13 protein-coding genes are annotated in these 15,779 nt (G+C 33.3%); 10 read left to right on the forward strand and 3 right to left on the reverse strand.

The genetic code is table 11. The features are described from left to right. Positions 1–26 precede the first annotated feature (26 nt). A complete protein-coding gene (locus tag WPG_RS01295; protein ID WP_045468355.1) occupies positions 27–3,017 on the forward strand; it encodes an amidohydrolase family protein in 2,991 nt (996 codons plus the stop codon). 12 nt (positions 3,018–3,029) lie between these two features. Continuing rightward, positions 3,030–4,340, forward strand: coding sequence for an amidohydrolase family protein (locus WPG_RS01300; protein WP_045468357.1), 1,311 nt, complete (start codon positions 3,030–3,032; stop codon positions 4,338–4,340). Between the two features lie 71 nt (positions 4,341–4,411). Here WPG_RS01300 and WPG_RS18470 read toward each other — a convergent pair whose 3' ends face one another. The 3 genes from WPG_RS18470 to WPG_RS17165 form a co-directional block, all read right to left on the reverse strand. Next, a complete protein-coding gene (locus tag WPG_RS18470; protein ID WP_231850235.1) occupies positions 4,412–4,663 on the reverse strand; it encodes a hypothetical protein in 252 nt (83 codons plus the stop codon). Further along, positions 4,651–5,208: a hypothetical protein gene (locus WPG_RS01305; RefSeq protein ID WP_231850236.1), complete on the reverse strand. Its 558-nt coding sequence runs from the start codon at positions 5,206–5,208 to the stop codon at positions 4,651–4,653. The genes WPG_RS18470 and WPG_RS01305 overlap by 13 nt, the downstream gene beginning before the upstream one ends. A 104-nt stretch (positions 5,209–5,312) precedes the next feature. Then, positions 5,313–7,751, reverse strand: coding sequence for a T9SS type A sorting domain-containing protein (locus WPG_RS17165; protein ID WP_052471110.1), 2,439 nt, complete (start codon positions 7,749–7,751; stop codon positions 5,313–5,315). A gap of 142 nt (positions 7,752–7,893) precedes the next feature. Here WPG_RS17165 and WPG_RS01315 point away from each other — a divergent pair, with 142 nt between their 5' ends. The 8 genes from WPG_RS01315 to WPG_RS01345 all read left to right on the forward strand — a co-directional run bounded on the left by WPG_RS01315 (position 7,894) and on the right by WPG_RS01345 (position 15,764). After that, entirely contained in the window at positions 7,894–8,691 is a 798-nt protein-coding gene (locus WPG_RS01315) for a TrmH family RNA methyltransferase (RefSeq protein ID WP_045468360.1), read from the forward strand. A 63-nt stretch (positions 8,692–8,754) separates the two neighbouring features. Continuing rightward, positions 8,755–9,987, forward strand: coding sequence for a M48 family metallopeptidase (locus WPG_RS01320; protein WP_045468362.1), 1,233 nt, complete (start codon positions 8,755–8,757; stop codon positions 9,985–9,987). Between the two features lie 155 nt (positions 9,988–10,142). Beyond that, positions 10,143–10,322 carry a hypothetical protein gene (locus WPG_RS18300; RefSeq protein WP_197539927.1) on the forward strand — a complete coding sequence of 60 codons (180 nt, stop codon included), beginning with the start codon at positions 10,143–10,145 and terminating at the stop codon, positions 10,320–10,322. A 60-nt stretch (positions 10,323–10,382) separates the two neighbouring features. Next, the gene (locus WPG_RS18305) at positions 10,383–11,024 is read left to right on the forward strand and encodes a cytochrome-c peroxidase (RefSeq protein WP_197539928.1); all 642 of its coding nucleotides are present in this window, start codon (positions 10,383–10,385) and stop codon (positions 11,022–11,024) included. A 12-nt stretch (positions 11,025–11,036) separates the two neighbouring features. Then, the gene (locus WPG_RS18310) at positions 11,037–11,606 is read left to right on the forward strand and encodes a cytochrome-c peroxidase (RefSeq protein ID WP_197539929.1); all 570 of its coding nucleotides are present in this window, start codon (positions 11,037–11,039) and stop codon (positions 11,604–11,606) included. An 89-nt stretch (positions 11,607–11,695) separates the two neighbouring features. Beyond that, a complete protein-coding gene (locus WPG_RS01335; RefSeq protein WP_045468364.1) occupies positions 11,696–13,903 on the forward strand; it encodes a RelA/SpoT family protein in 2,208 nt (735 codons plus the stop codon). Positions 13,904–14,017: 114 nt separating this feature from the next. Next, positions 14,018–14,470 (forward strand): Fur family transcriptional regulator, encoded by a 453-nt coding sequence (locus tag WPG_RS01340; protein WP_045468366.1) that lies wholly within the window; start codon positions 14,018–14,020, stop codon positions 14,468–14,470. A gap of 13 nt (positions 14,471–14,483) precedes the next feature. After that, positions 14,484–15,764 carry an adenylosuccinate synthase gene (locus tag WPG_RS01345; protein WP_045468369.1) on the forward strand — a complete coding sequence of 427 codons (1,281 nt, stop codon included), beginning with the start codon at positions 14,484–14,486 and terminating at the stop codon, positions 15,762–15,764. Positions 15,765–15,779: the final 15 nt, after the last annotated feature.

Consider the following 15,779-nt stretch of genomic DNA (forward strand, 5'->3'; position numbering starts at 1 on the left):
AGAAAGTTAATCTAACCATCTATTTTATGTTAAAAATATATTTACGACTGCTCATTTTTATGTGCAGTTTTTCGTTATTTGCTCAAGATTACTTTCCTAGTAATTCTGGAGTAATAGCGAATAATTCTAATTACACTGCATTTACAAATGCTACGATCCATGTTTCACCAACAGAAGTTATAGAGAACGGAACCCTCTTAATTAAAGAAGGTAAAGTTATAAGTGTTGGTAAATCGGTAAATATTCCTAAGAACACAACAACTTTAGATCTTACTGGTAAAACTATTTACCCATCATTTATTGATATGTACACCACATTTGGTGTAAAAAAACCTAAACGAGGTGGTAATGGTCCAAGTTATGGAGCTAGCCGCAGTGGTTTTTATTGGAATGACCACATTATGCCAGAACAAGATGTGATGGCAAGTTTTAAGTACGATGCTAAAACGGCTACTGAAATGCATAAACTAGGTTTTGGTGTTGTGAACACGCATATGCCAGATGGTATTGTTCGTGGTACAGGTGCATTAATTGCGCTAAACAACAATGCTGACAACTCAATGCGTGTTGTAGATGGAGAAACTACACAACATTTCTCCTTTAGTAAAAGTGTTACCTCTAATCAAAGATATCCTTCTTCTATTATGGGAAGCATGGCGTTACTACGCCAAATGTATAATGATGCTAGCTGGTATTCAGGTGGCAATATTGATACTAAAGATTTATCACTAGAAGCCTTAAATGGCAATAAAAACTTATTACAGGTATTTGATGCTGGTAGCAGAGCAAACTTAATGCGCGCAGATAAAGTTGGTGATGCCTTTAATATTCAATATACTATCCTTGGTGGTGGAGACGAATATGAACGTATTAATGAAGTAAAAAGTACAAACGCAACTATCATTTTACCTTTAGATTTTCAATTGGCATATAATGTTAATAATGCTTTTTTAGCTTCAACATTGTCTTTAAGTGATATGCGCTCTTGGAATCAAGAACCTCATAACCCAAGGTTATTGGCTGAGAACGGAATTAGATTTGCTTTAACTACTCATGGTTTAAAATCTAAGAAATCATTTAAGTCTAACTTAATGAAAGCTATCGAAAGTGGACTTTCTAAACAAAAAGCTTTAGAGGCTTTAACGACTATACCTGCTAGTTTATTAGGCAAATCTAATGTATTAGGCACCTTAAAAACTGGTAGTTATGCCAACTTCTTAATTACTTCTGGAGATATATTCGAAAAGAAAACAAAATTATATGAAAACTGGGTTCAAGGCACTCCACATGTAATTTCTAATATGAATGTAAAAGATGTTGATGGTGACTATAATTTTAAATTAGCCGGAAAGGATTACAAACTTTCAATCTCAGGTAGCACTAGTAAACCAAATGGAAAGCTTGTAAGTGAAGATAAAAATTTAGGTACAAAGTTAAGCTATGCAAATGATTGGGTAAGTTTCACTTTTAAAACTGCAGACAGTATTAAAAAAGAGTTTATTAGAGTTGTAGCAAATTCAGCTAGCGGAAATAGTCTAAATGGTAAAGCCATTATGCCTAGTGGCAGTGAATTATCATTCTATGCAAGTAAAGCGCAAAAGGAGGAAGCTAAAAAAGATGGTAATAAAAAGAAGCGTGAAGCTAAGTCTAAAGACACTTATATGAGCCCTATTACCTATCCAAATTTGGCATATGGTTTTAAGGAAAAACCAAAATCTGAAACTTTATTATTCAAAAATGCTACGGTTTGGACAAATGAAAAAGATGGTGTTTTAGAAAATACAGATGTATTAATTAAAAATGGTAAAATTTCTAAAATAGGTAAAAACTTATCAGATGGAAGTGCAAAAACCATCGATGCTACAGGTAAGCATATTACTGCTGGCATTATTGATGAGCACTCACATATTGCCGCAGCATCGATTAATGAAGGCGGTCATAATTCTTCTGCAGAAGTTACTATAGAAGATGTTTTAGATGATGAGGATATTGATATCTATCGCAATTTAGCTGGTGGAGTTACTTCAATTCAAATATTACATGGTTCTGCTAATCCAATTGGTGGTCGCTCAGCTATTATAAAATTAAAATGGGGAGAAAGTGCTGATGATTTAGTTTATGACAACTCCCCAAAGTTTATCAAATTTGCTTTAGGTGAAAATGTAAAACAATCTAGAGCTAGAACTAATTCACGTTTCCCACAATCAAGAATGGGTGTTGAACAAGTCTTCGTTGATTATTTTAGTAGAGCAAAAGCATATGACCAACTTAAAAAAAGTGGAAAGCCCTATAGAAAAGATGCTGAAATGGAAGTTATAGCTGAAATTTTGAATAAAGAACGTTTTATTTCATGCCACTCTTATGTTCAAAGTGAAATTAACATGCTAATGAAAGTTGCAGATAAATTCGACTTTAATATTAATACGTTTACACATATTCTAGAAGGCTACAAAGTAGCAGACAAAATGAAAGATCATGGTGTAGGCGGATCTACATTTAGTGATTGGTGGGCTTATAAATATGAAGTAAATGATGCCATCCCATTCAATGCAGCTATTATGCACAATGCAGGAGTTACGGTTGCTATAAATAGTGATGATGCAGAAATGTCTCGTCGTCTTAATCAGGAAGCTGCTAAATCCGTAAAGTATGGTGGAGTAAGTGAAGAGGATGCTTTAAAATTTGTGACATTGAATCCTGCAAAACTATTGCACTTAGATAATCGTGTTGGTAGTTTAAAGGTTGGTAAAGATGCTGATGTTGTATTGTGGACAGACCATCCTTTATCAATATATGCTAAAGCAGAAAAAACTATTATTGAAGGAGTCACTTATTTTGATTTAGCACGAGATAAAGCAATGCGAGAAGCTATTAAGAAGGAAAAAAGTGAATTGGCAAATTTAATGCTTCAAGATAAAAATAAAGGCTTAAAGACACAGCCAGTAAAAAAGAAAGAGAAAGTATTGTTGCATTGTGACTCTATGGATAACGAAGAATCAATACACAACCACCATTAATACTATTTACACATGAAAAAATTAAATAAAATAAATAGCATATTGTTTCTGTTGTGTATCTCTTTGAGTTTTGCACAACAAACACCTGCACCAAAGCAATCTAAAACTATTGCTATTGTAGGTGCGACGGCTCACATAGGTAATGGCACTGTTATAGATAATAGTATCATTGTGATGGAAGATGGAAAGCTAAAAAATGTTTCAGATGCCACGATGTCTAAAATTGATACTAGCGCAATGGAAGTTATAAAAGCTAATGGTAAGCATGTTTATCCTGGTTTTATAGTCTCTAATGGTACATTAGGATTAGTAGAAGTAGATGCTGTAAAAGCGTCTAATGATCTATCAGAAATGGGAAGCTTTAATCCGCATATTAGAAGTATTATTGCTTATAATGCTGAATCTAAAATAGTAGAATCTATGCGACCTAATGGTGTTTTATTAGGGCAAGTAGTACCAAGAGGTGGTCGTATTACAGGTACCTCATCTATTGTTCAGTATGATGCTTGGAATTGGGAAGATGCAGCTATAAAGATGGATGATGGTATACATGTTAACTGGCCAAGTAGTTTTAGTAGAGGACGTTGGTGGCTTGGTGAAGATCCTGGTCTTAAACCAAATAAAAACTACGGAAAGCAAGTTAAAGAATTAGTAGATTACTTTAATGAATCTAAAAGTTACAACAAAGGCACTAAAGGTGAAAGTCACATACCATATGCTGCTTTAGCAGGTATATTTGATGGTTCAAAACATTTATATATCAATGCTGACGACGAAAAAGGTATTACTGATGCGGTAAATTTTGCAAAATCACAAGGTGTTTCAAATATTACTATTGTTGGTGGATACCAAGCTGGTAATGTCGCAAGTTTTTTAAAGCAAAATAATGTATCTGTGTTCTTACAACGTGTGCACACTAGACCAGAACTAGAAGATGATGATTACGACTATACGTTTAAACAAGCTAAAAAATTAGTTGACACTGGTGTTTTGGTTGCTTTAGAACCAAGCGGACAAATGGAACGTATGAACTCTCGTAACCTTCCTTTTTATGCTGGAACAACAGTAGCTCATGGATTAACTAAAGCGCAAGCACTACAATTAATAACCCAAAATGCAGCAAAAATCATGGGTATTGATGATGCATATGGCACTTTAGAAGTAGGCAAAAGTGCAACACTTTTTATTAGTGAAGGTGATGCCTTAGACATGAGAACTAACATAGTAACAAAAGCATTTATTGATGGTAGAGATATCAGTTTAGAAACACATCAAACTGAACTTTGGAAACGGTATTCTAAAAAGTATAGCAGCCAAGATTAAATAAAAAAAGCGAGCCGAATGGCTCGCTTTTTATTGTAAATTATAATTCAGTGATGTAGCTCTAAATAAGATTATTCTATTAATCTATCACCTTCTTCCATCGTAAACATCTCTTGTTTTGGAGTTTCCTCTGAAACTATAACATCTATAAATTCCACTGTATTACGTAATTCGGTTGGTACATTGTTCTCATATTTATACCAACTAATGTTTTTAGGTAATACTAAGCCATTAATAATTTGCCAATCGTTATAACGTATATATTTAAAATTTTTGCTCTTACCGTCTTTTCCAAATGTAACCGTATAACTCAACCATTCCATTTGCCCTGTTTCGGCATTATATACACCACATATTGGTCATCTGGTGAGGCACCTACACCAGCATCATAAGAGATTAAAACTCCTGGATACGTTTTTCCTTCAAAAACTAAAGGCTCAGCATCTTCATAAATAATTCCATCATCACCAACAATAAAAGGCATCGCATAGAAATACATCATCAAGCCTTTATAAAATTTGGCATTGCCTTTATACTCATTCCCTTCTTTTTCACTGACCCATAAATTTTCACCATCAAAACCCATAGTATAAGTTGGCGTATCGATAAGTTCTGCTCTAGATTTTAAGTTTGTAGTTGTCACTTCCTTTCCATTTTGTTTTTCCATAGTAAATGATAACGTTTTCATTTTATTCCAGTTATCAATCCCTCCATGAGCTTCAAACACTTTGGTAATGGATTCTGGGTAAATACTTGTTGTAATATCTTCTTTAGAGATAGTTTCTATTTCTGTAGATTCAATTTTTGCCTCATTTTTACATGAAGTAAATGCAATTACAAAGAGAAGAATAAATATTAGTTTTTTCATGGTATGATTTTTAAATGCTGTCTTTGACGAAATTAAATAAAACTAATTACAAAAAAGCTTCAGAAATTATCTGAAGCTTTTAATAATCTTAAAGTTGGTATATCTTATTCTATGATAAGCCTTTCTATTTCTACGCTAGAAGTATTTTTTAACTGAACAAAGTATAAGCCTGAGTTCAATTTTGAAGTATCCAATACAAGATTATCTAAGTTAGTTACTTGAGGTACATCTATTTTTTTACCTCGAATATCATAAACGCTAATATTTATATCTTGATTAAAATTGGAATCAAAGTATACAGAAACAGAACTTTGTGCTGGGTTTGGGAATAACTTAAAACTTATTGCATCAAAACCACTTACATTTAACGCAACATCACTCTCTAAATAATCGGGAATAGAATTCGTATTTGTGTCATCATCAGTTGGGTCACCATTATTGTTATAGTCTTCATCTATTGTTAATACATTATCACCATCATCATCGTCGTCTAAATAGTTTTCTATCAAATCGTTATCTGTATCTACAAATGGATGAATGGTATTTCTACTTAAAACAATATTGATTTCTACAATAGTATCTACTCCATCACCATCATCATCATTGTCTAAATAATTTGGCAAACTGTCCCCATCTGTATCATCATCTTCTAGATTTCCATTATTATTAAGATCTTCGTCGCTATCAATAACTCCGTCGTTATCAGCATCAAGACAAGGAATTTCACTAACATTAAAGTTTACAATCGTAAAACAACCAGTAACATCAATAGCTAATCTTGCATATATGGTCTGTGGTGAAAATGAATTAGAAAATTGTGTAGGATCTGAGATACTATTTGATGCTGAAAAAGCATCACTCTCACTAATGTAATAGGTAATAGATTGCCCAGCTTCACCATTCATTATTAATAATTCGTTCTCTGTAAGATCAAAAACTTCTACACCATCACCTGTATTTAATTCATCACAAGCAACTAAATCTGGTATTTGATCACTTGGTGTTGGTGTTGGAATTGGCAAAACGCGTATAGTTAACGTTGTAAAACCTACACAACCAGTATTTGTATCTGTAACCGTAACATATAAAGTCTGTGGATTAGCTGGTAAATCATTTACAGAAGTATTGGTATATTGGGTTGGATTTGGTATTGCATTATTCTGTGCTTGAGCATCAGCATCGGTTTTATAATAGGCTACTGACCAACTGTCATTGCCTGCTGTGATCTCTTGGTATTTTACACTAAGATCAAATGATTCAACCTCATCATAATTATCATCACATAATTCAAGAGGTGTTGGCTGTAATAATACTGGTAATGGGTTGACAATAAGTACTAAACTTGTAATCTTATAACAGCCTCCCGCAGTACTACTGTCTTCAACACGTATCCATATTGTTTGGGTGTTTGGTTCTGTATTGGTATAAGCCGTTGGATTGGCTATTGGATTATTAGCGTCGTTTGCATTTTCTGGCGTCTCATAATAGCTTACAATATAGTCTGTGGCATCTGCACCGTTTAAGACTTCGTCTGCCTTGGTCGTTAAATCAAAGCTTGCAAAACCATCTGCTGAGACATCATCACACTCCTCTAATGGTGTTGGCTCTATAATCTGTGGGCTTGGTTCTACGATTAATTGTAACTCTACTATCGTTGCACAGGCCGTCGCTATTGTTGCGCTTTCTACTCTCGCGTATAGTGTCTGCTCATCAACTACAATATTATTGTAATCTACTGTGGTATCTATGGCATCTACATTATTATCTGCATTGGCGTAAGTCTCATGGTAACTCACGGTGAGTCCTGCTGCACCTCCTGTAATATCATTATCTGCATCTGTTAGCATAAAAACCCCAAAACCATCATTATCCAAATCGCAGTATCTCAAAGGTTGAGGAGTATTGGTTACTGGAGACTGTTCTACTACTAAATCTAAAGTTGTGATACTATTACATCCAGTGTTTACATCTACAACCCTAACAAAAACCGTCTGCGGATTCGTTATGTTAGAATAAATTATTGGTAATTGATTTATTCCAGCGTCACTGTCAGCCTGAGAGCTATAAAAACTTATCGCATAATTGGAATTACTACCTGTAATCTCTGAATTCTTCGAACTTAAATCAAAAATTGTTAAACCATCAGGAATACCGTCATCACATAACGCAAGAGGTGTTGGTTGTGTAGGCATTGGAATAGGATTAACAATTAGCTGCAATGTAGTAATATCATAATTCCCTGTTGCATTTTCTTCTAATCGAATATATATCACTTGCGCATTTGCAGTTACATTTGTATACAGTATCGGTAACGCATTGATACCTGAAATAGCTTCAAATTCAGTTTCGTAATATGAAACCGTAAAATAATTTGGATTCTGACTACCTAAAACCTGAGTCTCAACAATAGTTAAATCAAACTGTATAAACCCATCGTCAGTGATGTCATCACAAGCCTCGAGGGCTGATGGCGGGTTTGCTATTTGAGAAAAAGAGAATAAAAATGAGAGGCTTAAAATAAAGGTGAGTAGTTGTTTTTTCATATTTGAGTTGATTGAATAAAAAAGATTAGTTTTTAATTAGATGTAAAAAAGCAATAATGGTTGCGTGTAATTAAATACTAATGTTATAAAATAGAACCGATTCTTAAAAATAAAGATTTAAATTTGTGAAGTCAAATAGTCTATGTATAAATCAATAAGCAGCACTCAAAATCCTTTTATTAAGCATCTTTTACAATTAAAAGAGAAGTCTCGTTTACGAAAAAAGAGAGGCGAGTTTTTAATTGAAGGTAAACGTGAGCTTTCTCTAGCAATAAAAGGTAGTTTTAAAATTAAATCCGTACTGTTTTTTCCAGATTTGTTTTCAGAAACTGAAGCCAAAGTATTGTCTCAGCACAATATTGAAATTATTGAGATTTCTAAAGACGTGTTTCAAAAATTAGCCCATAGAGATACAACAGAAGGAATTATTGCAGTAGTAGAGGTAAAACATAATAAACTTGAAGATTTAACACTGAAATCTAAAAATCCATTAATTTTAGTAGCTGAAGCGCCTGAAAAGCCAGGTAATATTGGAGCTCTTTTGAGAACTGCAGATGCCGCCAATATAGATGCTGTAATTATTGCGAATCCGAAATCAGATTTATACAATCCAAATATTATTCGCTCTAGTGTTGGGTGTGTGTTTACTACAGAAATTGCAATAGCTAGTTCTAAAGAAGCTATTGATTTCCTTCAAAATTATAATTTCAATATTTTTTCGGCAATATTACAAGAGTCTGAGCCTTATTATACACAAGATTACACCTTGCCTACAGCTATCGTAGTAGGTACAGAAGCAACCGGATTAACTAAAGAATGGCGAGATACTGCAACACAAAATATTAATATACCAATGCAAGGTATTATTGACTCTATGAATGTTTCTGTTGCAGCAGGAATACTCATTTTTGAAGCTAAAAGACAACGTGACTTTAAATAACCTAAAACATCAGTTCGGGTAATTTATAATAACGGAATTGTCGAGAACCAACTAAACTAATACATGAAAGCAGAAACACTTTTTTACATCATCATAGGTATCATTATTATCAACTTTATAAAGGATAAAATATTAGATGCTATTAACGCTAAACATTATAACGATTCAATTCCTGACGAATTAAAAGACGTTTACGACGAAGAGGAGTATAAAAAGTCTCAAGCTTACAAGGCTACTAACTATAAATTTGGAATATGGTCTTCCCTATTCTCTTTAGTGCTGACTTTAGCGTTTCTTTTTTTAGATGGTTTTGAATATATAGATAATATAGCTAGAAGTTATTCTGACAAACCTGTGATTGTGGCTTTAATTTTCTTTGGAATTATAATGATAGCTAGTGATATTATCACCACGCCATTTGCCTATTACAAAACCTTTGTCATAGAAGAAAAATTCGGCTTTAACAAAACCACAAAAAAACTATTTATACTAGATAAGTTAAAAGGTTTGGTAATGATGACTCTTCTTGGTGGAGGTATTATTTCGCTCATTGTTTGGTTTTACCAAATCACAGGAAATCAATTTTGGTTATATGCTTGGGGAATTGTTACGGTTTTCAGTGTTTTTATGAATATGTTCTATTCTAAACTCATTGTTCCATTGTTTAATAAACAAACTCCTCTAGAAGAAGGTGACTTACGTAATAAAATTTCAGATTATGCAAAATCTGTAGGTTTTAGTTTAAATAAAATTTTCATAATTGATGGTTCAAAACGAAGCACAAAAGCTAATGCCTATTTCTCTGGTTTTGGAAGTGAAAAAAGAGTCACACTTTACGACACTTTAGTAAATGATTTAGATGATGAGGAGATTGTTGCAGTTTTAGCGCACGAAGTTGGGCATTACAAACGTAAACATATCATCTTTAATTTGGTTACCTCTATCCTTCTCACTGGATTAACATTATACATCTTATCCATTTTCATTTCTAACCCATTATTATCTAATGCTATTGGAGTAGAAATTCCAAGTTTTCATGTAGGTTTAATTGCTTTTGGGTTACTCTACTCACCTATTTCTGAATTGACTGGCTTAATAATGAATTATGTATCTCGTGTATTTGAATACCAAGCAGATGATTACGCAAAAAACACCTATAAAGCTGAACCTTTGATTACGTCTTTAAAGAAATTATCTAAAAATAGTTTAAGCAATTTAACACCTCATAAAGCGTATGTATTTATGCATTACTCGCATCCAACGCTTTTAGAAAGAATTAGAAATTTAAAGAAATGAAAAAGATTCTTTTTGTTTGTTCAGCAAATAAACAGCGATCAAAAACAGCCTCTGATTATTTCTCAAAGAAATATAATAATATAGAATTTGATTCCGCGGGCACCAATTATAAAATCTGTAACAGATAAGGCACACAAGCCTTAACAGAAGATTTAATGGAATGGGCAGATTTGGTAATTGTAATGGAAGAAAAACACAGGAAAGTTATTGTAGAAAACGGAGGTTCTCACTTTAGAAAAAAGATAACTATTCTATCAATTCCTGATCGCTTTAAATATTATCAAAAAGAATTGATTACACTACTTGAAGAGAAAGCAGAACCACTTTTCCATTAGCTCAGATTAAACTTTCTTATCTACTCAAAGTCTAAACAAGATATAACTAATCTCTGTTTAATGAAATCTCTTTGTTTTAAATTACTTTTAATTTTAGCAACCTTATTTGTCTCTTGTAGTAGTAATAATAATGACGACTATACAGACACAGAAGAAGGTGCATTTTTTGAGTTAAACTTACCAGAAACGTATTTTAATTATGCTAATATTGAATTACCAGAGCATTATACAACAAATGGTTTTCCTTCTGCATTTCAATTTCGAGCTCCTATAGAATACGACAACACTCCTATTGATAATCCAGTAACAGATGCTGGAGCAACATTAGGTAGAGTATTATTTTATGACAAAAAATTGAGCGCTAATAGTACAATTTCTTGCGCATCCTGCCATAAATCTGAACATGGGTTTTCTGACCTAGACACACTCAGTGAAGGCTTTGAAGGTGGGCTCATTAGAAGACACTCTATGAGTATTGTAAATGCTCGCTTTTATGCCGATGGAAGATTCTTTTGGGACGAACGAGCACAAACTCTAGAAGAGCAAGTATTGATGCCTTTTCAAGATGATGTAGAAATGGGGTTAACACTTCAAGAATTAATTCAGATAGCAAATGAGCAATCCTATTATCCTATACTTTTTAAAGACGCTTTTGGTGATTCAAGTATCACTAGCGATAGAATTTCTAGAGCTTTAGCTTAATTTATCAGAAGCATGGTTAGTACTGCATCACTATATGATTTAGCAAGAAGTGAGGTAGATTCACCAATAGCTAATTTTCCAAGTTTCACAGCCCAAGAAAATCAGGGGAAAAATCTTTTCTTTTTACCAAGGACTTTATCAAATGGAGTAAGTGGAAATTGTGTTGGTTGTCACCAAACGGAAGCTTTCGTAGGTCCTTTTCCAATTAATCCAGGGCCACTTACAAGTTTTTCTACAACCAACGGAATAGATGCAACCTCAAGTACTGATTTAGGAGTTAACGAAACTACAGGGAATCCCAATGATATAGGAAAATTCAAAGTCCCTTCACTCAAAAATATTTCCATTCGCCCACCTTACATGCACGATGGTCGTTTTACAACTCTCATTGAAGTTATAGATCATTATAGTTCAGGAATTAAGAACCATCCTAGTCTTATAACGCCTTTAGTGAATGATAATGGAGACGTCGGTCAATTCAATTTTACACAAGAAGAAAAAGATGCGCTCGTAGCATTCTTAAATACACTTACTGACGAACAAATGCTTAGTGATGAGAAATATAGTGACCCATTTGATTAATACTATCGAAATCTATATATAGAATACACTAGTAAAATTTCCCTTAAAAAAACCATTGTCCATTAAATAGCTTTCACTACTTTAGTTCTATGACTCCAGAAGCCATAGAAAAAGAAAATAAAGCCATTACTAAAGCTTACAAAGAGTTACTCAAAGTAAGCTATCAGACTTTAACTGCAGATGATAAAAAATTAATTCGTCATGCTTTTGAAGTTGCTGTTGATGCTCATAAAGACCAACGACGAAAGTCTGGCGAAGCTTATATTTTCCATCCTATTGCAGTAGCTAAAATTGTAGCTCAAGAAATTGGTTTAGATGCTACGTCTATTGCAGCTGCATTACTCCATGATGTGGTTGAGGATAATCCCAATTATACTATTGCAGATATCGAACAACTCTTTGGAGAAACTGTCGCTAGAATTGTAGATGGTTTAACCAAAATCTCATCATTAAAGAAAGACATGGATGTCTCTTTACAAGCTGAGAATTTCAGAAAAATGCTTTTAACGCTTAATGACGATGTCCGTGTTATCATTATAAAAATAGCAGATCGCTTGCATAATATGCAGACTATGGATTCGATGCGAGGAGATAAACAAGTTAAAATTGCATCAGAGACTTTATACATATATGCCCCTCTTGCACATAGAATTGGCTTATATAATATTAAAACTGAACTCGAAGATTTAGGACTTAAATATACCGAACCAGAGGTCTATAATGACATCTTAGGGAAGATGAAAGAAAGTAAGGAAGAACAAGATGTTTACATAAAATCATTTTCAAAAGTTATTGAAAATTCATTAACTAAAGAAGGTTTAAACTACGAAATTAAAGGTCGTCCAAAATCCATATTTAGTATAAGGCGAAAAATGGTAAAGCAAGGTGTTTCTTTTGATGAAGTATATGATAAGTTTGCGGTTCGAATTATTTATAAGTCGGATTTAGCCAACGAGAAATTTTTAGCTTGGAAAATCTATTCTGTTGTTACAGATCATTTTACACCTAATCCTATTCGATTAAGAGATTGGATTTCATCGCCTAAATCTACAGGTTATGAAGCACTTCATATTACAGTAGTCGGTCCAAAAAGTCGTTGGGTTGAAGTTCAGATTCGTAGCGATCGAATGAATGAGATAGCCGAGAAAGGTTATGCTGCTCACTATAAATACAAAAACAAAGACGATAAAGAAGATAATCTAGATCTTTGGATTAATAGACTACAGGAAGCTTTAGAAAATAATGAAGCTGATGCTGTTGATTTTGTAGAACAATTTAAACTCAATTTATATTCTAAAGAAATTTTTGTGTTTTCGCCTAAAGGTGATTTAAAATCCTTACCTAAAGGTGCTACTCCACTTGATTTTGCCTTTAGTATTCATACTGAAGTTGGTATGAAAACAAGAGGCGCAAAAGTGAATGGAAAATTAGTACCTCTAAGCCAGGAGTTAGAAAGCGGAGATCGTATAGAAATAATGACCTCTGAAAGTGCAAAACCAAATGCCAATTGGTTAGATTATGCAACCACTGCTAGAGCTCGAAGCAAAATTAAATCGGCATTAAATGCAGACACTAAACTCATCGCTGAGGAAGGTAAAGAAATTTTGAGACGTAAATTGAAACAACTTAAAATTGGACTTAACGAAAAATCAGTAAATGAATTAGTAAGTTATTTTAAATTAAATACTTCTTTAGATTTATTTTATCGTGTTGGTATAGGTACTATTGACAACACTAAATTAAAAGCCTTTGCTGCCTCAAGAAGTAATGCTTTTGTTAGTTATTTTAAAAATAAAATATACAAACCTACAACACCAAAAGATATTCATAAAGAAGAGATTACCTCTAAATATGACATGTTGGTTTTTGGTAAAGAAGAAGAAAAACTCAACTATACCTTGTCTAATTGTTGTAATCCAATTCCTGGTGATAAAGTGTTTGGATTTGTAACTATTAATGATGGTATAAAAGTTCACAAGAAAAATTGCCCAAATGCATTAAGTCTTCAATCAAATTATGCTTATAGAATAATACAAGCCAAATGGATAGATTCCTCACAACAGGTTTATACGTCGCAAATAAAATTATCTGGTATTGATAATTTAGGCTTAGTAAATGATATTACAAATCTTATATCTCAAAATATGCATGTTAATATGAAGAGCATTAGTTTCTCTAGTGATGACGGAGTGTTTTCTGGTAAGATTACAGTTCAGGTAAAGAACCAAACCATGTTAAAAAAGTTGATTGACAAGCTTAAAGAGATTAATGGAATCGATAAAGTTACCAGAGTATAATACGATTTTCAAAGGTTCTTAACAATCTTAATAAATGTGTTGATTTCTTTCGCTTTTAATGCTGATTTTTATAAGTCATATACTATAAAATTTACTTAAATTTACGCCTTAATTATGAATGCAACTACAGAAGAAAGTAATCAAGAAATTGTAAAGCGCGTTTTTACTCAATTTCTAGAAGAGAAAGGTCACAGAAAAACACCTGAGCGCTACGCTATACTTCAAGAAATATATGATAGTGAAGATCATTTTGATATTGAATCTCTATATATTAAAATGAAAAACAAAAACTATCGTGTAAGTAGAGCAACACTTTATAATACTATAGAATTACTTTTAGATTGTACTTTAGTCCGTAAACATCAATTTGGACAAAGTCAAGCTCATTACGAAAAATCTTATTTCGATAAAAACCACGATCATGTTATTCTAACTGATACTGGAGAAGTTATTGAGTTTTGTGATCCACGTATTCAATCGATTAAAAAGACCATAGAAGAGGTCTTTGATATTCAAATAACTAATCATTCACTATATTTTTACGGTAATCGTAAAAAAGAAGACTAACTAATTTTTAAAAATGGCAGTAGATTTACTACTTGGATTACAATGGGGAGATGAAGGCAAAGGAAAAATTGTCGATGTATTTACCACTAACTACGATATTATTGCACGTTTTCAAGGCGGACCAAATGCTGGGCACACCTTGGTGTTTAATGGTAGAAAGCATGTATTACACACAATTCCTTCTGGTATTTTTCATGATGATACTGTAAACCTTGTTGGAAATGGTGTAGTTATAGATCCTGTTATTTTTAAAAAGGAATTAGATAAGTTAGATGAGCAAGATGTTGATTATAGAAAATCCCTTTGCATATCGCGCAAAGCGCATATTATTTTACCTACGCATCGCTTATTGGATGCGGCAAGTGAAGCTGCAAAGGGCAAAGCAAAAATAGGTTCTACACTAAAAGGTATTGGCCCAACTTACATGGACAAAACTGGTAGAAATGGTATTAGAGTTGGTGATATTGAATTAGCAGATTGGAAAGACAAATACAGGGCTTTAGCTAATAAGCACGAAGCTATGATTGATTTCTATAACGTAGATATACAATACGATTTAAAAGAATTAGAAGCTGATTTTTTCGCTGCTATCGAAACTTTAAAATCTTTAAAGTTTATAGACTCTGAAGAATTTATGCATCAAGCACAAAACTCGGGAAAATCTATTTTAGCAGAAGGTGCACAAGGGTCTTTATTAGATATAGATTTCGGAACCTATCCTTTTGTGACATCCTCTAACACCACAGCAGCTGGAGCTTGCACTGGTTTAGGAGTTGCTCCTAATCAAATCGGTGAAGTCTTTGGAATTTTTAAAGCCTACACTACACGTGTTGGTTCTGGTCCATTTCCAACAGAATTGTTTGATGAAGATGGTGAAACTATGGGACGTGTTGGTAATGAATTTGGCGCAACTACAGGTCGTGCAAGACGTTGCGGATGGTTAGATTTAGTAGCTTTGCGTTATGCTTGTCAAGTTAATGGTGTAACCCAATTAATTATGATGAAAGGCGATGTGCTTTCAGGATTTAAAACCTTAAAAGTTTGTACTGCTTACAAATATAAAGGTGAAGAGATAACACATTTACCATATAATATTGAAGCAGAAAACGTCACTCCAATTTATACAGAGGTAAAAGGTTGGGCTGCAGATTTAACAGGTATGACAGAAGCATCACAGTTACCTGAAAACTTAAATGCTTATGTTGAGTTTTTAGAGAAAGAGCTTAATATTCCCATTACAATAGTTTCTGTAGGACCAGATCGTAAGCAGACAATTGTTCGCAAGACGATATAAGCTTTCGTTTTTAGA

This window comes from Winogradskyella sp. PG-2 (assembly GCF_000828715.1).
GTDB lineage: Bacteria > Bacteroidota > Bacteroidia > Flavobacteriales > Flavobacteriaceae > Winogradskyella.